Below are 19,291 nucleotides of genomic sequence, written 5' to 3' on the forward strand. Positions count from 1 at the left end.
GACATGGAGTTCTGATTAGACATGGAGCGGCTCAGAACTTGTCGAGATCGCGACCAACCGTCGCCTTCAGGGCGTTGTCGCCGGGCGCGCCGTCGGGCGAGTAATAGCCCGCCGCCTTCTTGGCCTCGATCTCGACCGAGGCGTCGGGTGGGACGAGCTCGGGCGGGATCGCGACGCGCTCGCCGATCTCGATGCCGCTCTCCACCATGGCGTCGTATTTCATGTTCGACATCGACATCAGCCGGTCGATCCTGGTGACGCCGAGCCAGTGCAGCACATCGGGCATCAATTGCTGGAAGCGGGCGTCCTGGACGCCGGCGACGCATTCGGTGCGCTCGAAATAGGTCGCGGCGGAATCGCCGCCCTCCTGGCGCTTGCGGGCGTTGTAGACGAGGAATTTCGTGACCTCGCCCAGCGCCCTGCCCTCCTTGCGGTTATAGACGATCAGGCCGACGCCGCCGCCTTGCGCCTCCTTCACCGCCTCCTCGATGCCGTGCACGAGATAGGGCCGACAGGTGCAGATGTCCGAGCCGAAGACATCCGAGCCGTTGCACTCGTCATGGACGCGGCAGGCGACGCTGCGCTTGGGATCGGTGATCGCGGAGACCTCGCCGATGATGTAGCAGGTGATCGAACCGATCGGCGGCAGGAAGACGCGCAGATCAGGCCGTGTCACCAGTTCGGGATACATGCCGCCGGTCTGCTCGAAGAGCGTGCGGCGCAAGTCCTGCTCGCTGGTGCCGAAGCGTTCGGCGATGCCCGGCAGATGCCAGACCGGGTCGATGGCGATCTTGGTGACGCTGATATCGCCGGTTTTGTGCAGGATGTGCTCGTCGGGGCTGAGCCTGTGTCCTGCCATCGCGGCGAGGATTTCGGGCAAATTGAGCCTCGCCTTGGTGATGGCGATGGTCGGACGGATATCGATGCCCTCGCCGATCCACTGGCCGAAATCCTGCGCGACGCGGTGGCCGAACGGGTCCATCGAGACGATCCGGCCAGGCGCGAACCATTGCGGCTGCGGCGGGATCTCGGCTGTCGGGTAGGTGTTGGTCAGGTCCGGGCGCTGCGAGGGGTTCATCGCGCGCGCCGAGATGGCGAGCGCGCGATAGACCGAATAGGAGCCGCCATGGGCGCCGATGACGTTGCGGTCTCCCGGCGTCGTGGTCGAGGCGATGACCGGGCCGCGCTCGGCCGGGCTTGAAGCGCCCCATTGGATGGGAAAGCGCGTCGCGGCGTTGCCGGGCTCGGGATGCGAGGTCAGGCGGATATGGGTCGTGCGGTTCTGCGAGTTCATCGCGGGTATCGCCCTGCAAATAGGAAAGGGCCCCGGGACGCGATGCGTCCGGGGCCCTCTGGACCTATGAAAATGTGGCTCAACGCAAGCGCGGCGTCAATCGGGGCCGTCATTCCCGGCCGGAGCCCTCAGGTCCGGCCTTTGGCCGGCCCAAGGACAGGTTCCGCAGAGGCCCGGGAATCTCCGACGAGAGATGCTCGGGTCTTCGCCCGAGCATGACGCGCTGCGATCAGAAAATGGCAAGGTAGCGCAGCAGCGAGATAATGCCGATGACGATGACGATGATCTGGACGACGTTCTTGATCTGCGCATCGAGCGGCAGCATGCGCACGAGATAGAGCACGAGGCCGATGACGAGCACCGTGATGAGCAGAGAAATCAGGATGGACATATGTGAAGTCCCTTGTCGCGGCCGGAAACTGGCCCCCCAGGGCCCGTGCCACGACGCATTCGCGCCACGTCAGCCCCGATGACAGAACGTCGCAGTGTGGGAATAGGTTCCCGAGCGCGTGGCGGAGCGCCTGGGCGCAGCAGTGTTTCGACCGGGCACGGGGAACCCTTCTCCCCTCCGGGGGAGAAGGTGGCAGCGCGAAGCGCTGACGGATGAGGGCAGAGCCTCAACCCAAGACAAGAAAAGGGCCGCTTGCGCGACCCTTCCCTCATCCGTCTGCTGCGCAGACACCTTCTCCCAGCCATCTCGGGCTTGCCCGAGATGGGCAATCTAAGGTGCTAATGTCGGCAACAGCCGACATTGGTGGGGGAGAAGGGAGGCGCGCCCTATCCCGCAATACGCCCGAAATCCGCGACGGCGCGGGTCGCTTCGCGGAGCTGGTTGAGCAGCTTCAGGCGGTTGATGCGCAGCGCCGGGTCGGGATCGTTGACCGTGACCTGGTCGAAGAAGGCGTCGACCGCCGGGCGCAATTCGGCCAGCGCCGCCATCGCGCCCTCATAGTCTTCCTTCGCCACGGCAGCTGCGGCCGCGGGAGTGGCGTTCGCCAAGGCGACGGCCAGTGCCTTCTCCTCGATCAGGCCTGCGCCTGCGATCAACTGCAGGTCGGCCGCCCCAGCGAAGGCGCCCTCGCCGTCCTTCTTCTCCTCGGCCTTGAGGATGTTGGCGGCGCGCTTGTAGCCGGCGAGCAGGCTCTTGCCGTCCTGCGTTTCGAGGAAGCGGGCGAGCGCCGCGACGCGATGGGTGATGAGCAGGAGGTCGTCATTGGCGGACGCGCCCTCGCCCAGCACGGCGTCGACCAGATCATGCCGAGCGCCTTGGTCGCGCAGCATGACCTTCAGGCGGTCGTGGAAGAAGGAGAGGAGGTCGGGCAGCACAGCATGAGCATTGCGAACGATTTGCTGGGCAACGTTGCTCGAAAGAGACCCATCGCTTGGTTCAGTAAGCGGAAACCCTAGAAGTTCATCTAGCAGATCAGCATCCTCGCCCAATGATCGCTGCGCGACCCGGACATAAGCATCCCATAAGGTGGCTTGCAGCCCCAACCTCACCCCATTTTCAACCACAAGCCTGATCACCCCCAGCGCCGCTCTGCGCAGCGCATAGGGGTCCTTGCTTCCGGTCGGCTTCTCGTCGATGGCCCAGAAACCGCCCAGCGTGTCGAGCTTGTCGGCGAGCGCAACCGCCACCGAAACCGGATCGGTCGGGACGCGGTCGGAGGGGCCGAGCGGCTTGTAATGCTCCTCGATGGCGGCGCAGACGCTGGGGTGCTCGCCCTGGAGTTCCGCATATTTGCGGCCCATCAAGCCCTGCAATTCCGGGAATTCGCCGACCATTTCGGTCGGCAAATCCGCCTTGGCGAGCTTGGCCGCGCGCTCGGCGAGAGCGGGATCGGCCCCGACGATCGGCGCAAGCTCGCGCGCCAAAGCCGCGATGCGCTGGACGCGCTCGCCTTGCGTGCCGAGCTTTGCGTGGAAGACGACGCCGAGCTTGTCGAGCTTGGCCATGCGCTGGTCGAGCGGCTTGGCCAGGTCGAGCCCAAGTTTCTCGGCGCTCTCCTTCAGCGTGTCGAGATCGGGCAGATCGCCCTTGTCCGTCGCGAAGAAATAGGCGGCGTCGGAGAGGCGGGCGCGCACGACGCGCTCATTGCCGGCGGTGATGACCTTGCCGCCATCGCTGGCGGCGAGATTCGCGGTCAGCAGGAAGCGGTTGGCGAGCGCGCCGGTGGCCGCATCGCGCAGCACGAAGCATTTCTGATTGGCGCGGATCGTCGCGCGGATCGCCTCGCCGGGGATTTCCAGGAAGCGCTCCTCGAAAGAACCCATCAGCACGACGGGCCATTCGACCAACCCTGCGACCTCCTCCAGCAGACCCTCGTCCTCGATCAGTTCGAGGCCCTGCGCGAAGGCGAGCGTGCGGGCGTCGTTGAGGATGATCTCCTTGCGCCGGTCGGCATCGAGCACGACCTTCGCCTTGTCCAGCGACGAAACGTAATCGTCGAAACGCTTGACGGAAATCACGCCCGGCGCATGGAAGCGGTGGCCGTAAGTGGTGTTGGAGGACGCGATGCCGTCGACCTCGAATGGAACCACCTCCGGCTCCTCGGTCTCGGCCCCGAAGGTGCACAGAATCGAGTGCAGCGGGCGCACCCAGCGCAGGCTCGCGCCCGCAGCCGAGGCAGCGCCCCAGCGCATCGATTTCGGCCAGGGGAAGCCGCGGATCACGGCGGGCACGATCTCGGCGATGGCCGCAACCGTCTCCTGGCCTGGCTTCTCGATGATGGCGACGTAAGAGTCACCCTTCTTGGGATCGCTGATGATCGTCGCCTGATCAAGCGAGGAAAGCCCTGCCGCCTTGAGGAAGCCCTGGATCGCGGCCTCGGGCGCGCCGACGCGCGGACCCTTGCGCTCCTCGCGGACATCGCGGCCGCGCACCGGCAGGCCAGCAACATGGAGCGCGAGCCGGCGCGGCGTGGCGAAGGCTTTCGCGCCCTCATAGACAAGGCCGCGCTCGACCAGCGCATCGGTGACGAGCTTCTTCAGATCGTCGGCCGCCTTGCGCTGCATGCGGGCGGGGATCTCTTCGGAGAAGAGTTCGAGCAGGAGATCAGGCATTAGTTGGCTCCCCCGCCGGCGGTCTTCAGCCAGGCGGCGCCGCAGGCTTTCGCCAGTTCGCGGACACGCAGGATGTAGCTCTGGCGCTCGGTGACCGAGATCACGCCGCGCGCATCGAGCAGATTGAAGGCGTGGCCGGCCTTGAGGCACTGGTCATAGGCCGGCTGGACCATGAGATGGCGCTCGCCGCTCTCGCCCTTTTCGAGCAGAGCCCGGCATTCGGCCTCGGCCTCGGCGAAGCGCCGAAACAGCGCGGCCGTGTCGGCATGCTCGAAATTATAGCGCGAATATTCCTGCTCGGCCTGGAGGAAGACCTCGCGATAGGTGACCTTCTCGGCGCCTTCGAGCCCGTTGAAATTGAGCTCCATGATGCTCTCGACATTCTGCAGATAGCAGGCGAGGCGTTCGAGGCCATAGGTGAGCTCGCCGGAGACGGGCGCGCATTCGATGCCGGCGACCTGCTGGAAATAGGTGAACTGGCTCACCTCCATGCCGTCGCACCAGCATTCCCAGCCCAGCCCCCAGGCGCCGAGCGTCGGGTTCTCCCAATCATCCTCGACGAAGCGGATGTCGTGCAGCTTCATGTCGATGCCGATCGCTTCGAGCGACTGCAGATAGAGCTCCTGCAGGTTCGGCGGGTTCGGCTTCAGGATGACCTGGAACTGGTAGTAGTGCTGCAGGCGGTTCGGGTTCTCGCCATAGCGGCCATCCTTGGGCCGGCGCGAGGGCTGGACGTAAGCCGCGCGCCAGGGCCTGGGGCCAAGCGAGCGCAGCATCGTGCCGGGATGGGAGGTGCCGGCGCCGACCTCCATGTCATAGGGCTGGAGGATGACGCAGCCGCGCTCGGCCCAGAAACGCTGCAGGGTCAGCAGCAGCCCCTGGAAGGAGCGGGTCGGGTTCATCGCATCGGGCAGAGTGGCAGAAACAGCCAAGGCTTGGGCCTTCCGAAAGATCCTGGATCGGCGCGTGCATAGACCATGATCCGGGAAAGTGGAATGCGGTTTTCGAGCAGGCCACGGCCTAACTCATTGGCGAAAGGCCGATTCGCAGGCCAGAATCGCCGGAACTTGGACCATTCTGCGGCCAAATCCGTTGCGCCGCACGCATAGGCGCCGGAACCTCGACAGACAGCTTTCGTTCATGCAGGAGGAGCTAGGATTTTTTCGCCCGTAGGGTTCGCGGCGTTCGGGGCGAGCGCTTGATGCCGAACCGGCGGGCTGTCTGGTAGGAGAAGCCCATGCCGTCATCCCGTATCGTCGCTGCGCTGTTCGGCGCGCTTGGCATCATCGTCGCAGCCTTCACGGTCGCACCGGCGATGGCCGCTCCTGTCTCGGCAGGCACGGCGCAAACCATTCCGTCGCAAACCCTGCCGTCGCAAGGCGATCTCATCCAGCAGGCGCAGTATTACGGCCCGCGTCGCTATTATGGACCGCGCCGCTTCTATGGCCGCCCGGCCTACCGCCCGCGCTGCTTCTTCGCCAACAGGCGCGTCTGGACCGGCTATGGCTGGGTCATCCGCCCCGTGCGCGTCTGCCGCTGAGCCGCCGAAATGTGGCCTTTCTCTGGCCGCAGGATGAAAACAGGCTGAACGACGCGGTTTAGTGCCGTTCAGCTCCAACGCAGTACCCTTTCATTCGAAGACGGCGACCGACCATGCGGCGAGGGCTGCAGGCGCCAAGTTGAAGAGGATCGGATCATGTTTCGCAAACTCGCATTCGGTATCGCGACGGCGGCCACGCTCAGCGGGCTGTCCCTTGCTGCCGCCCCGGCCATGGCGGCCCCCATCGCAGCGGGAGCCATCCAGCCCGCCTTGGCGCAGAGCGCCGAGATCGACGGGGCCCAGATCCAGCAGGCGCAGTATTATTACGGCCCGCGCCGCTACTATGGACCGCGCCGCTACTACGGACCGCCGCGTTATTACGGACCCCGGCGCTATTACGGCCCGCGCTTCTACGGCCCGCCGCTCTATCCGCCACCGCCGCCGGTCTATTACGGCCCGCGCTATTTTTACTGATCACGGCTGCCTAGCATCGCATATCCGCGATGCAGGGCTTCGCTCGCTTCGGTGAAGCCGCCCTCGGGGCGATTGAGAATGAAAGCCGGCAGCAACGCTGCCGGCTTTTTGCTGTTCAGCACGGCAGTGACGAGGACGCGCACGGCCGGCCGGTCGGCCAGCGCATGGACCGGCCGGATTTCCAGCCCGCCGAAGCCCGTCGCGAGCCCGGCCAGGATCTCGGCCAGCGCCTCGGCGCGGTGGATGATCGCGATCCGCCCGCCAGGCCGGAGCAGACGGCGCGCTGCCTTCAGCCAGTCCCCCAACCCGCCCTCGACGACATGGGCGGCGCGCCGGTTCGGGACCGGCGAGGCCTTGTTCTCCCGCGCCGCATAGAAGGGCGGGTTCATCGCGACACAAGCGAAGCTCGCCGGGATCAGGCCAGCCTCGATCACGGCGGCGACTGGGGCGGCGATATCCACAGCCAGCGCCGTGACGCGCGCATCCAGGCCGTTGCGGGCGATGTTGTCGCGCGCCAGGGCCGCAAGCTCCGGATCGCGCTCGGCCAGCACCACGCGCAGGCGCGGCTGCGCCAGGGCGGAGGCGAGACCGACCGTGCCGACGCCCGCGCCCATGTCGAGCAGAGGCCCCTCGCCCAGTTCAGGCAAGGCTGCCGCGAGCAGGATCGCGTCGCTGCCGGCGCGATGACCCTTTTTCGGCTGGCGCAGAATCAGGCGCCCGTCGAGCAGGCGGTCCTCGCCGATTTCGCCGAGCCCCGGGGCCGATTGCGACTCAGCCATCACGCAATTCCGCTCCGAAGCCGGCATCGACCAGCAGCGCCCGCGCCCGCATCTTGTCGGCCTCGCGCACCAGGAGCCGGCGCGGGAAGGCACCGATCATGCCTTCGAGCGCGCTGATATGCTGATCGGCGATCAGGCAATCGAGATTGGCCGAAGCCAGCAGCGCCTCGATGGCTCCGAGTAGGACGATATCGTTGGTGCGGACCAGTTCATGCATGGGCGCATGGAGCCGAAGCCGTGGCTCGCGCGCAAGCCCCCGCTTGCGCAAGTGCGGCGTCCAGGTGCGGCGTCATTGCCGAATTGCGGGGGCTGGTCACCCATGCGACGGTTGTGGCAAGGCATCAGCGCGCCGCAATCTGCGCAAGTCGGCCGGAGTGGATGAGATGGGCGTCGTCGTTGCGTTCGAGGACAAGGAAGCGGGCCAAGGGATTGGCCAAGATACGGGCAAGGCCCGGATCGAGGCCCTGGTCGATCTGACCCGCGCCGACATGGAGCGCGTCAATGCGATGATCCTGTCGCGCACAGGCTCCAATGTCACCATGATTCCCGAGGTCGCCAACCACCTGATCTCGTCGGGCGGCAAGCGCCTGCGCCCGATGCTGACGCTGGCGACGGCGGCGCTGTGCGGTTATCGCGGCGAAGGCCATGTCAAGCTCGCGGCCTCGGTAGAGTTCATGCACACGGCGACATTGCTGCACGACGATGTCGTCGACCAGAGCGACATGCGCCGGGGCAAGCTTGCCGCGCGCATGCTCTGGGGCAATGAGGCGAGCGTGCTCGTCGGCGATTTCCTGCTCGGCCAGGCCTTCAAGATGATGGTCGAGGTCGGCTCGCTGCGCGCCCTCGACATCCTCTCCACAGCCGCCGCCGTGATCGCCGAGGGCGAGGTTCTGCAGCTTTCCGTCGCCAAGAACACCGAGACGACCGAGGACGAATATCTCGCCGTCATTCGCGGCAAGACGGCGGAGCTCTTCGCGGCCGCCTGCGAGGTCGGCCCCGTCATCGCCGAATCGGCCAAGGCCAGTGCCGCCGCCTGCCGCAGCTACGGCCTCAATCTCGGCATCGCCTTCCAGCTCATCGACGACGCGCTCGACTATGGCGGCGTCGCCTCCAAGCTCGGCAAGAACACCGGCGACGATTTCCGCGAGGGCAAGATCACCTTGCCGGTGGTGCTCTCCTTCCGGCGCGGCACCGACGCCGAGCGCGCCTTCTGGCGCCGCACCCTGCAGAACGGCGAGGTCAACGAGGGCGATCTCGAAGAGGCCCAAAGCATCATGCGCCGCCACCGCGCACTCGACGACACGATCGAGCGCGCCGAGCATTACGCCAAGATGGCCAAGGATGCGCTCGGCCTGTTCCCCGCCTCCCCGATGAAGCAGGCGCTGAAGGAGACCGTCGATTTCTGCGTTTCGCGGGCGCACTGAAACGCCTTTGCCACGCGGCGTTTCCTAGAGCATTGCGCGAAAAACGGGGTGCCGGTTTTTCGCATGAGCAATGCTCTAAACTTTTAGAATCGATCGCGTTGATTCCGCATCGGCTTGGCCCGAAAATCGGCTCCCACTTTTCGGGCCGATGCTCCAGTGATCTTGCATCGGCTTCTCCCGAAAACCGGTTCCCACTTTTCGGGCCGATGCTCCAGTGATCTTGCATCGGCTTCTCCCGAAAACCGGTTCCCACTTTTCGGGCCGATGCTCTCGCTGAAAGAGCTTCCACAGCCGCCTGGACGGGCCTAGGCTGCCGGCCACGACGCATGAAAGCGTGGAGCGCGCCATGACGGCATCATCGGATCGCCAGTCGAAGATCGGGGCTGTCATTCGCGTATCGAGTGGCAATTTCCTCGAAATGTACGATTTCTTCGTCTTCGGCTATTACGCCTCGGCGATCGGCAAGGCCTTCTTCCCGTCGGGCAGTGAGTTCGCCCAATTGATGGCGGCGCTGATGACCTTCGGTGCCGGTTTTCTGATGCGGCCGCTCGGCGCCATCGTGCTCGGTACCTATATCGACCACCATGGCCGCCGCGCCGGGCTCCTCCTGACACTCGGACTGATGGCCTTCGGCACGCTCACCATCGCGCTGGTGCCGACCTATGCGACGATCGGCCTCCTGGCGCCGGTCATCGTCGTGATCGGTCGACTGGTCCAGGGGTTTTCGGCGGGCGTCGAGCTCGGTGGCGTCTCCGTCTACCTGTCGGAGATCGCGACGCCTGGAAACAAGGGCTTCTATGTCAGTTGGCAGTCCGGCAGCCAGCAGATCGCGGTGATCTTCGTGGCGCTGCTCGGCGTCTGGCTCAGCACCATCCTGCCGGCGGACGAGATGACGGCCTGGGGCTGGCGCATCCCGTTCCTGGTCGGTTGCCTGATCGTGCCGCTGATCTTCCTGCTGCGCCGTTCGATGCAGGAGACCGAGGAGTTCACCGAGCGCAAGCAGAGCAAGAATCACCCCTCGCCCCGGGAAATCCTGCGCTCGCTCAGTCAGAACTGGCAGGTCGTGATCATCGGCATGCTGCTCGTGACGATGACGACGGTGTCGTTCTATTTCATCACCGCCTACACGCCGACCTTCGGGCGCGAGGTTCTCAAGCTGACCGGCCTCGACAGCCTGCTGGTGACGGTCTGCGTCGGCTTGTCCAACCTGTTCTGGCTGCCGGTGATGGGGGCGGTGTCGGACCGGGTCGGTCGCAAGCCGCTGCTGATCATCTTCACGCTGCTGATGTTCGTCAGCGCCTATCCGGCCCTGTCCTGGCTCGTCTCCGAGCCTTCCTTCTCCAGGCTGCTGATCGTCGAACTCTGGCTGTCGTTCATTTACGGCAGCTATAACGGCGCCATGGTGGTCGCGCTGACCGAGATCATCCCGGTGCAATTGCGCACCACCGGCTTCTCCGTCGCCTACAGCCTGGCGACGGCATTGTTCGGCGGCTTCACGCCTGCGGTGAGCACCTATCTGATCGAGGTGACGGGGAACCGGGCAGTCGCCGGGCTCTGGCTGATGTTTGCAGCAGCCTGCAGCTTGCTCGCGACATGGCTGGCCTATCGGCAGCGCCCGCAGGTCGCGCTGGGGACCGTGAGCCGCGCCGGATTGTCGCCCGGCGGCTGACGCCACGCCGCAATTAACGCAACACTGTCGGCTTGACCCACCACCCCGACCGGCTCGTCTGCAATGCCTTGGCGGCTGCAGCGCTCGCCCGGCAATCGTCGAACAGGGCAAAGCAGGTCGCCCCCGAGCCGGACATGCGGGCAAGCCGGCAGCCGGGCAAGGCCGCCAGCAAGGCGAGCACCTCGTCGAGAACCGGGGCCACGCGGCGCGCCGGCGCTTCGAGGTCGTTGCCGCTTTCGGCGAGCATGGCGACCAACTCATCGATGGAAGACATCGCGAGATGCGGCATGGCACCGGCAGGCGACAAGTCCTGCCCCCGTTGAAGCCCAAGCTCGCGAAACACCGGCGCCGTCTCGACCGGCACGCCCGGATTGACCAGCACGGCGAAGAGCGGCGGCAGGCGCAAGGGCTCGCCCAGGCGTTCGCCGATGCCGGCCATCACCCGCGCCCGCGAATCGAGGCAAACAGGCACATCGGCTCCGACCCTGGCCGCTGCGCGCAGCAAAGCCGGCTCGCCACGCGAGATTCCGTTCAAGCGCGCCAGCAGGCGCAGCGCGCCCGCCGCATCGGCCGAACCGCCGCCGATGCCCGATGCCACGGGCAGGCGCTTGACGAGGTGGAAGCGGCCCCAGCGCAACGGGCCGGCGTCATCGGCAAGAGCATGGGCGGCGCGCAGGACGAGGTTGCGCTCATCGGTTTCGAGCCCGCCGCCAAGCGGACCGCCAATGCTGAGGCCGAGCTCCGGCCCGGGTTCGAGGGCCAGTTCATCGCCAACGCCGGCGAAGGCGACCAGGCTTTCGAGCTCGTGATAGCCGTCAGCGCGCCGGCCGAGCACCTTCAGGCTCAGATTGACCTTGGCGCGGGCACGGGTGGTCAGCGGGGCTGGCATGCAAAAGAGCCGGTCGTTGCAGAAGGAAGCACACCGTCATTCCGGGGCAGGCCGCAGGCCTGAGCCCGGAACCGATACGGGTCTTCGTAAAGGGCCGAGCGCGTTAACTACCCCCGACGGCGGTTCTGGGTTCCGGGCTCTTCGCGGAGTTTATCCTTGGGCCGACCAAGGTCGGACCCGAGGGCGAAGCCCCGGAATGACGGAGCGGAAATACTGGCTGGGTAGAGGCGGATCTCAGCCGCCGTCCTTCTTCGGCTCGGCGGCGTTGGCGGAGGGTGGTTCATCCAGGCCGCGCTCGATCTTCTGCTTGATCTTGACCAGATCCTCAGGCTCCGGGCCGAGGTCGCGGGCCGCATTCCACTGGAAGGTCGCCTCCAGCTTGCGGCCGGTGCGCCAATAGACATCGCCGAGATGGTCGTTGATCACCGGATCGGAGGGGCGCAATTCCATGGCGCGCTCGAGCTCGCGCGCTGCGTCGTCATAGCGTCCCAGCCGATAATAGGCCCAGCCGAGCGAATCGGTGATGTAGCCATCGCGCGGCCTGAGTTCGACGGCGCGGCGCAGCATGTTGAGCGCCTCGTCGAGCTTGAGATGCTGGTCGACCAGCGAATAGCCGAGATAGTTCAGCACCAGCGCGCGCTCGCGACCGAGCGGCTCCGGCATCAGCTCCAGCGCCTTGCGCAGATCCTCCTCAGCCTCGGGCCAGCGCTTGATGCGCTCGCGCGCGATGCCGCGGAAATAGAACAGATCCCAATTCGCCCGCCCGGGAACCGCGAGCTTGGCGATGGCCTTGTCGTAGGTCTCGGCGGCTTCGCTGAAAAGCTTGCGGGTGCGGTAGACATTGCCGAGCGCCGAGAGCGCATCGACATCGTCGGGCCGCTCGGTAATCAGCGCCTGCAGATGCTTGATCGATTCCTCGGATTTACCGAGGGTCTCCAAGGCCAGGCCCGCCTGGATCTCGGCATTGGGCCGCAACGGCGAGGTCGCCGGCATCTTGTCATAGACCGCGACCGCATCCTCGGGCTGCTTCGAGCGTTCGAGGATGTCCCCGAGCGTCAGGATCGCGAGATCATGGCTGGGGTCGAGATAGATCGCGAGACGCAGATAGAGCAGCGCGGCCGCCTCGTCGCCCTGGCGATTGCCGGCGCTGGCCAGACCGTAGAGCACCTCGGCGGCGCCCTGCTGGGCCGTGCCGACCTGGCGGGCGAGCGGCTCGCGCGCAGCAACCCGCGCAAGCCCGTCCCGGACGATGGGATGGTTGGGCAGGAGCCGGTCGAATTCGCCATAGGTCGCGGCAGCGCCGTCATAATTGCCGTTGCGCGCCTGCAGCCGGGCCCAGAGATCGACCAGGCGCAGCGTCGTCTTTTCCGCGTCATAGGCGCTCTTCAGGCGCTTCTCGGCGTCGACCTTGCGCCCGGCGATGTCGAGGATCAGGCCGGCATGGTAATCGCGGAAGAGATTGTAGGAGGCCTCGCCCTTGAGCCGGTCGAGCGTCTCGAGCGCCTTGTTGGTCTGGCCGGAGCCGGCATAGGCCCAGGCCGAGAGCAGGGTCGCGGTGATGTCGGCGGCGCGGCCGCGGCCGCCGCGCTGGAGATGACCGCGCGCGGTCTGGTAGCTCTTCTGCTTGATCGCGCGGATGCCGACCGCGAGCTGGGCGAGGCCGTTGCTGGGATCACGCTGGATCAGCTTGTCGGCAGCGCGGAAGGCGTCGCTCATCGCGCCATCGGCCAGGAAGGCGACGAAGCCGCGCTCCAGCAGATCATTGTTCAGCGGATCGCCCTTGATCGCCTCGCGCAGATAGACCGAGGCCGCGCCGAGATCGCGCCCGGCGCCCGCGACGATCGCGGCCAGGTAATTGCCTTCCAGGCTGTCGGCGGGCTCCAGCTGTTCCGTCGTGCGCGTCGCAGCCGCCCCTTGAGCCGAGGCGCCGGCCTGCAATGCGAGAAAAAACACCAGGGCGACCGCCGTGCTCGGGCCGCGGCCCCTCAATCGAAACGTCACGATTGTCATTCTCCCTCGGTCCGCAGCCTGTATGTCACGCGGGGCCATACATCAGCGCGACCGGGACCACTTCGCTTAAGCGTTCAAGATGGCGGTTTCCGGGCGGCCGGGCAAGCCATCGCTGCGCTGCTAGGCTGAATCCGTAGCAGCGATGCAACAATCCGACAGAAGCATGCTGCGCCGCAACGTTCCGGCAGTTTTCAGTGCCCACGCCTCAAGAATTTAAGGCTAGGACTGCAGCGTTCGCATGTACCGCGACGATTCACCTGGGATCATTCAAATGAAGAAGATCGTTTTGAGCATTGCCGCCGTCGCCCTGCTGGCCGGTTTTGCCGCCGGCTGCGCGCAGCCCACGCCCACCAAGCCGGCCCCGAGCGTCGTCCGCAAGGGCTGAGTCGGCTACGCCGCCTGAGGGCGTGTAGTTCCCGAGTCAAAACCGCGCCGTCATCCTGGGCGACCGAAGGTCGTCCCGGGGTCCATCGGAGGGCTTAAGCGCTCTACGATGGATCCCGGATCTGCACCGCTACGCGGCTTGTCCAGGATGACGTCGTGGCTCCCAGGATAATTGACAGCACGCCCTGAAGAAAAAAAGGCGCGCCGTGCGAGCGGCGCGCCTTTTCGTTATCTATACCAGCGACTTACGCCGACCCGGAGCATCGGCCCGAAAAGTGGAAACCGGTTTTCGGGCTAAGCCGATGCAAAATCAAAATTCCATAGCATCAGACCGAATACGATATTCGGTCTGATGCTATTGGCTCACATATTCGAGTAGCCCGGGCCGCCGCCGCCCTCGGGCACCGTCCAGGTGATGTTCTGGGCCGGATCCTTGATGTCGCAAGTCTTGCAGTGAACGCAGTTCTGCGCGTTGATCACGAAGCGCGGCTCGGTCTTCGCCTCGGCATCCTTGTAGACCACCTCATAGACGCCGGCCGGGCAGTAAAGCCGCGCCGGCTCGCCATAAACAGGCAGGTTCTTGTCGATCGGGATCGAGGGGTCGGTCAGCTTCAGATGCGCCGGCTGGTCTTCCTCATGATTGGTCGAGGACAGGAAGACCGATGACAGCTTGTCGAAGGAAATCTTGCCGTCGGGCCTGGGGTAGACGATCGGCTTGACCTCGGCGAGAGGCTTCAGCGTCGCGTAATCCGGCTTGCCGTGCTTCAGCGTGCCGAAGGGCGACCAGCCGAAGAGTTGGTTCAGCCACATGTCGATGCCGCCCAGCCCGATGCCCAGCAGCGTGCCGTATTTCGACCAGAGCGGCTTGACGTTGCGCACCGGCTTGAGGTCGCGCCCGATGGCGCTGTCGCGCCAGCCCGCCTCGATCTCGACCACCTCGTCATGCGAACGGCCGGCCGCCAAAGCGGGGGCGAGATGCTGCGCCGCCTGCATGCCCGAGAGGATGGCGTTATGGCTGCCCTTGATGCGCGGCACGTTGACGAAGCCCGCCGCACAGCCGACCAGCGCCCCGCCCGGGAAGGTGAGCTTCGGCACCGACTGGTAGCCGCCCTCGGTGATGGCGCGCGAACCGTAGGACAGGCGCTTGGCACCGTCGAAGAGATCGCGAATCAGCGGATGGGTCTTGAAACGCTGGAACTCGTCGAAGGGCGAGAGCGTCGGGTTGGTGTAGTTGAGATGCACGACGAAGCCGACCGTGACCAGGTTGTCGTCGAAATGATAGAGGAAGGAGCCGCCGCCGGTGCCGTTGTCGAGCGGCCAGCCGAAGGAGTGCTGCACCCTGCCTTTGTGAAACTTCTCCGGCTTGACCTGCCAGACCTCCTTCAGGCCGATGCCGTATTTCTGCGGCTCGCGGCCGGCGTCGAGCCCGAACTTGCGGATGGCGATCTTGGAGAGCGAACCGCGCGCGCCCTCGCCCAGCAGGGTGTAGCGGCCACGCAGTTCCATGCCGCGCGTATAGCGCTCCGAGACCGTGCCATCCCTCGCGATGCCCATATCGCCGGTGGCGACGCCAGCGACCGAACCATCCTCGTTGAACAGCAATTCGGCGGCGGCGAAGCCCGGATAGATCTCGACACCGAGCGCCTCGGCACGGCCTGCGAGATATTTCGCCACGAGGCCGAGCGAACCGACGAAATTGCCGTGGTTGTTCATCAGCTTCGGCATGCCGAAATTGGGCAGGCGGATGCCGTTAGGCTCGGTCAGGAAATAGAAGATGTCCTCGCTGACCTCCGTCGTCAGCGGGCGGGCATCGTCCTGGCGCCAGTCCGGCAGGAGTGCGTCGAGGCCGACAGGATCGATCACCGCGCCCGACAGGATGTGCGCGCCGACTTCGGCCCCCTTCTCGACCACCACGACGGAGATCGTCTCGTCGAGCTGCTTCAGGCGGATGGCGGCGGCAAGGCCGGCTGGACCAGCGCCGACGATGACGACGTCGTAGTCCATGCTCTCGCGCGGTTCGCTCTGCGCTTCCTTGAGATCCATCCTGCCCTCCGGAGGCCTTCGACTGGCTTGAAGCCAATTAGTTTATATGTGAACTATATCGCCTGCCCGTTCAAGCCGCGCGCGGCGCAAGACAGACATGGCTTCAGTTTGGAAACCCTCTATCGAAGCGCGCGTTCCAATTTGCAACTGCGGCGGCGCGCGAAGACCAAGGATGTGCGTACTGGAGCCAAAGAGTGAGAGCATTGCTCTTGCGAAAAACCGGTACCCACTTTTTGGCGCAATGCTCTAGAACCTCAAGGATGATATCCACCGCCGCGCCAGATCCTGTTGAGCTTCTCGCCTGGTACGCCGAGATGGGCGTCACCGAGGCGCTCGACGAGACGCCGCACGACCATTTTATGGAAGCGCCGCAGCCAGCAGCAGTGCGCCCCGCCCCGCCACAGCTCGTGCGCGCAACCGCAGCGGCAGCCCGGCCGGCCATGCCCGCGACTGCTACGGCCCCCGACGATGCCGCCCTCACTGCCAGGACGATGGCGCAGCAGGCCACGACGCTCGACGCCTTAAAGGAGGCGCTCGCGCAATTCGAGGGCTGCGCGCTGAAGGCGACCGCCAAGAACCTGGTCTTTTCCGACGGCAATCCGGCCGCCCGATTGATGCTGGTCGGCGAGGCGCCGGGCGCCGACGAGGACCGCATCGGCCTGCCCTTCGTCGGGCGCTCCGGGCAATTGCTCGACCGGATGCTGGCCGCGATCGGCCTCGACCGGAAGGAGCATGTCTATATCGCCAATCTCCTGCCCTGGCGGCCGCCGGGCAACCGCACACCGACTCCGCAGGAAGTCGCGATCTGCCTGCCCTTCATCCAGCGCCAGATCCAGCTCGCCAACCCCGATATCCTGGTCTGCATCGGCGCGCCCTCGGCGCAGGGGCTGCTCGGCCTCACCGGCATCCTGGCATCACGCGGCAAATGGCTGGAATACGACACCGGCACGCGGCGCATCCGCGCCATGGCGACGCTGCACCCGGCCTATCTGCTGCGCCAACCCTTGCAGAAGCGATTGGCCTGGCGCGACCTGCGGGCGCTGAAAGCCGCGCTGGATACGACTGGGTAGATTCCGAGGCTGGACATCGGCCTGCGCTAGCTGGTGATGATCGCCCGGCAACATGCTGCGACACTGCGTCGGAAGGTTTCCGCGCGGAAGACGGCTAGATAACAGGCGGTGGCCCAGCTTCGGCCGACCATTGCCTGCGCCGCATCAGCGGCAGGGTCGGACGGAGACTAGCGATGACCATCGACGCGTTTCTGCTCTCGCGCATCCAGTTCGCCTTCACGATCTCGTTCCACATCGTCTTTCCCGCGTTCACGATCGGGCTTTCGGCCTATATCGCGACGCTGCTCGGCCTCTGGCTCAAGACCGGCGATCAAAAATTCCACCTGCTGGCGCGGTTCTGGACCAAGATCTTCGCTGTCTCCTTCGCCATGGGCGTGGTCTCCGGCATCGTGCTGTCCTACCAGTTCGGCACCAATTGGAGCCGGTTCTCGCTCGTCGTCGGCAACGTCATCGGCCCCTTGATCGGCTATGAGGTGCTGACCGCCTTCTTCCTGGAGGCGTCGTTCCTGGGCGTGATGCTGTTCGGCTGGAAGCGCGTGCCGCCCTGGCTGCATTTCCTCTCGGCCCTGATCGTCGCCGGCGGCACGGCACTGTCGGGCTTCTGGATCCTCTCCGCCAATAGCTGGATGCAGTATCCGGCGGGCCACGAGATCCGCGACGGCATCGCCTATCCAGTCGACTGGGTCCAGATCGTTTTCAACCCGACCTTCCCCTTGCGCTTCATGCACATGATGACGGCGGCCTATCTCACCACCGCCTTCGTCGTGCTGGCGACGGGCGCGCGCCATCTGATCGCCGGCCACCGCACCGAATCGGCCAAGACGATGGTGCGCATGGCGATCCTGATGATCGCGATCACCGCGCCGGTGCAGGCGCTGATCGGCGATTTCCACGGCAAGCAGACCGCCAAATACCAGCCGGCCAAGCTCGCCGCGATCGAAGCGCATTGGGATTCGTCGAAACCCGCCCCGCTCGTGCTCTTCGCCTGGCCCGACGAGCAGGCCGGCCTCAACCGCTTCGAGATCTCCATTCCCGGCCTGGCGAGCCTCCTGACCCATGGCAGCATGGACGCGCTGTTCCCGAGCCTGAACGATTTCGCGGTCCAGGACCGCCCCCCGGTGAAGATCCCCTTCTTCGCCTTCCGGCTGATGGTCGGCATCGGCGTCCTGATGATCGGCTTCGGCTGGCTCGGCGCCTGGCTCTGGCGCAGGGGCACGGTGTTCGAGGAGCGGCGCTGGCTTTGGGTCGCGCAATATAGCTGGCCGGCGGGCTTCATCGCGATCCTGTCGGGCTGGTTCGTCACCGAGGTCGGCCGCCAGCCCTGGCTGGCGACGGGGGTGATCCGCTCCAAGGATGCGGTCTCGCCGATCACGACGCTGGAGGTCGCGATCTCGCTGGCGCTCTTCGTCTGCGTCTACTGCGTCGTGTTCACGGCCGGCCTCCTGCTGATCAACCGCTTGATCGACAAGGGGCCCGACGAGATCGGCGACAAGGACGCGCCCGAGCAACCGTCCAAGCGCACACTCAAGGCGGCGCAGGGACAGGCCTCCGACCTGTTCGGCGACGGCCGTCCCGGCGACGACAAAATCCTGCCCCAGAGCTGAGGAGAGACCGATAATGGAATGGTATCTCCCCGTGATCTGGGCCGGCCTGATCGGCACCGCCGTGATGCTCTATGTCGTGCTCGACGGTTTCGACCTCGGCATCGCCATCCTGTTCCCGACAACGAAGGATGAGGGCGAGCGCGACCAGATGATGAACTCGGTCGCGCCCTTCTGGGACGGCAACGAGACCTGGCTGGTGCTGGGCGGCGGCGGGCTATGGGTCGCTTTCCCCATGGCCTACGCCATCATCATGCCGGCCTTCTATATTCCGGTGACCCTGATGCTGCTGGCGCTGATCTTCCGCGGCGTTGCCTTCGAATTCCGCTGGGTGGCGAAGCCGAAACATCGCATCTGGGACCTCGCCTTCTGGCTCGGCTCGACCATCGCCGCCTTCGCGCAGGGACTGATCCTGGGCGGCTTGATCCAGGGCATCACGGTCGCGAACGGGCAGTTCGCGGGCAAGCCCTTCGACTGGCTGACACCGTTCTCCGTGATGTGCGGAGCGGGCGTCGTCGTCGGCTACGCGCTGCTCGGCGCGACCTGGCTGGTCTACAAGACCGAAGGCGCGGTTGCCGAGCGGGCCCGGGCCCAGGCGAAGATGCTGCTGCTCGGCCTGATGGCTTTCGCGATCCTGGTCTCGCTGTGGACGCCCTCAGCCCATCCGCGCATCGCCGAGCGCTGGTTCACGCCGGCCAACTTCGCCCTGCTCTGGCCCTTCCCGCTGCTCACCGCCTATTGCGGCTGGATGGTCTGGAAGCGGCTGCACGGGAGCCACGAATTCACGCCGTTTGCCTTCACCATCGCGATCTTCGTGCTCTGCTTCCTCGGCCTCGCGATCTCGAACTACCCCTATCTCGTGCCGCCCGGCCTGACGATCTGGGACGTGGCGGCAGCGCCGGCCTCGCATGTCTTCGTGCTGATCGGGGTGAGCTTCCTGCTGCCGATGATCCTGTTCTACACGGCCTTCGTGTACTGGACCTTCCGCGGCAAGGTGAAGCTCGACGGCGGCTATCATTGACCGGCGGACGATGGTCGCGCGCCGCCATGG

16 protein-coding genes are annotated in these 19,291 nt (G+C 65.6%); 7 read left to right on the plus strand and 9 right to left on the minus strand.

Features of this window, described 5'->3' with window-relative positions; genetic code table 11:
- Positions 1-31: 31 nt before the first annotated feature.
- From RMR04_RS23065 to RMR04_RS23080, 4 genes are all read right to left on the minus strand, one after another.
- Positions 32-1,294 (minus strand): GTP cyclohydrolase II, encoded by a 1,263-nt coding sequence (locus RMR04_RS23065; protein WP_311910791.1) that lies wholly within the window; start codon positions 1,292-1,294, stop codon positions 32-34.
- Between the two features lie 229 nt (positions 1,295-1,523).
- Entirely contained in the window at positions 1,524-1,685 is a 162-nt protein-coding gene (locus RMR04_RS23070; RefSeq protein ID WP_092169472.1) for a Thivi_2564 family membrane protein, read from the minus strand.
- A 386-nt stretch (positions 1,686-2,071) separates the two neighbouring features.
- Positions 2,072-4,357, minus strand: coding sequence for a glycine--tRNA ligase subunit beta (gene glyS, locus RMR04_RS23075; RefSeq protein ID WP_311910792.1), 2,286 nt, complete (start codon positions 4,355-4,357; stop codon positions 2,072-2,074).
- Positions 4,357-5,259: a glycine--tRNA ligase subunit alpha gene (locus tag RMR04_RS23080; RefSeq protein WP_410492283.1), complete on the minus strand. Its 903-nt coding sequence runs from the start codon at positions 5,257-5,259 to the stop codon at positions 4,357-4,359. The genes glyS and RMR04_RS23080 overlap by 1 nt, the downstream gene beginning before the upstream one ends.
- A gap of 335 nt (positions 5,260-5,594) precedes the next feature.
- Between RMR04_RS23080 and RMR04_RS23085 the strand changes: the two genes are divergently transcribed.
- On the plus strand, positions 5,595-5,897 hold the full coding sequence (locus tag RMR04_RS23085) for a hypothetical protein (RefSeq protein WP_311910793.1): 303 nt from the start codon (positions 5,595-5,597) through the stop codon (positions 5,895-5,897).
- 156 nt (positions 5,898-6,053) lie between these two features.
- Positions 6,054-6,371 carry a hypothetical protein gene (locus RMR04_RS23090; protein ID WP_311910794.1) on the plus strand — a complete coding sequence of 106 codons (318 nt, stop codon included), beginning with the start codon at positions 6,054-6,056 and terminating at the stop codon, positions 6,369-6,371.
- On the opposite strand, the gene RMR04_RS23095 is transcribed toward RMR04_RS23090, so the two are convergent.
- Complete coding sequence (locus RMR04_RS23095) at positions 6,365-7,150, minus strand: tRNA1(Val) (adenine(37)-N6)-methyltransferase (protein ID WP_311910795.1); 786 nt, start codon at positions 7,148-7,150, stop codon at positions 6,365-6,367. The genes RMR04_RS23090 and RMR04_RS23095 overlap by 7 nt on opposite strands.
- A complete protein-coding gene (locus RMR04_RS23100) occupies positions 7,143-7,367 on the minus strand; it encodes a putative signal transducing protein (RefSeq protein WP_069690176.1) in 225 nt (74 codons plus the stop codon). The genes RMR04_RS23095 and RMR04_RS23100 overlap by 8 nt, the downstream gene beginning before the upstream one ends.
- Before the next feature lie 166 nt (positions 7,368-7,533).
- On the opposite strand from RMR04_RS23100, the gene RMR04_RS23105 reads away from it, so the two are divergent.
- Both RMR04_RS23105 and RMR04_RS23110 read left to right on the plus strand, forming a co-directional pair.
- Positions 7,534-8,574, plus strand: coding sequence for a polyprenyl synthetase family protein (locus RMR04_RS23105; protein ID WP_311910797.1), 1,041 nt, complete (start codon positions 7,534-7,536; stop codon positions 8,572-8,574).
- Between the two features lie 346 nt (positions 8,575-8,920).
- Positions 8,921-10,243, plus strand: a complete 1,323-nt coding sequence (locus tag RMR04_RS23110; protein ID WP_311910798.1) for an MFS transporter — start codon at positions 8,921-8,923, stop codon at positions 10,241-10,243.
- Positions 10,244-10,256: 13 nt separating this feature from the next.
- Here the strand turns inward: RMR04_RS23110 and RMR04_RS23115 are convergent, their stop codons facing one another.
- The 3 genes from RMR04_RS23115 to RMR04_RS23125 all read right to left on the minus strand — a co-directional run bounded on the left by RMR04_RS23115 (position 10,257) and on the right by RMR04_RS23125 (position 15,569).
- Positions 10,257-11,132, minus strand: a complete 876-nt coding sequence (locus RMR04_RS23115) for a 4-(cytidine 5'-diphospho)-2-C-methyl-D-erythritol kinase (RefSeq protein WP_311910799.1) — start codon at positions 11,130-11,132, stop codon at positions 10,257-10,259.
- 234 nt (positions 11,133-11,366) lie between these two features.
- Positions 11,367-13,142, minus strand: coding sequence for a tetratricopeptide repeat protein (locus RMR04_RS23120; RefSeq protein WP_311910801.1), 1,776 nt, complete (start codon positions 13,140-13,142; stop codon positions 11,367-11,369).
- Between the two features lie 747 nt (positions 13,143-13,889).
- On the minus strand, positions 13,890-15,569 hold the full coding sequence (locus RMR04_RS23125; protein ID WP_311910802.1) for an electron transfer flavoprotein-ubiquinone oxidoreductase: 1,680 nt from the start codon (positions 15,567-15,569) through the stop codon (positions 13,890-13,892).
- Positions 15,570-15,829: 260 nt separating this feature from the next.
- On the opposite strand from RMR04_RS23125, the gene RMR04_RS23130 reads away from it, so the two are divergent.
- The 3 genes from RMR04_RS23130 to cydB all read left to right on the plus strand — a co-directional run bounded on the left by RMR04_RS23130 (position 15,830) and on the right by cydB (position 19,261).
- The gene (locus tag RMR04_RS23130; RefSeq protein ID WP_311910804.1) at positions 15,830-16,639 is read left to right on the plus strand and encodes a uracil-DNA glycosylase; all 810 of its coding nucleotides are present in this window, start codon (positions 15,830-15,832) and stop codon (positions 16,637-16,639) included.
- Between the two features lie 173 nt (positions 16,640-16,812).
- Positions 16,813-18,243 (plus strand): cytochrome ubiquinol oxidase subunit I, encoded by a 1,431-nt coding sequence (locus RMR04_RS23135; protein WP_311910806.1) that lies wholly within the window; start codon positions 16,813-16,815, stop codon positions 18,241-18,243.
- A gap of 13 nt (positions 18,244-18,256) precedes the next feature.
- Positions 18,257-19,261, plus strand: a complete 1,005-nt coding sequence (gene cydB / locus RMR04_RS23140) for a cytochrome d ubiquinol oxidase subunit II (protein WP_311910807.1) — start codon at positions 18,257-18,259, stop codon at positions 19,259-19,261.
- Positions 19,262-19,291: the final 30 nt, after the last annotated feature.

Source organism: Bosea sp. 685 (assembly GCF_031884435.1).
Taxonomy (GTDB): Bacteria; Pseudomonadota; Alphaproteobacteria; order Rhizobiales; family Beijerinckiaceae; genus Allobosea.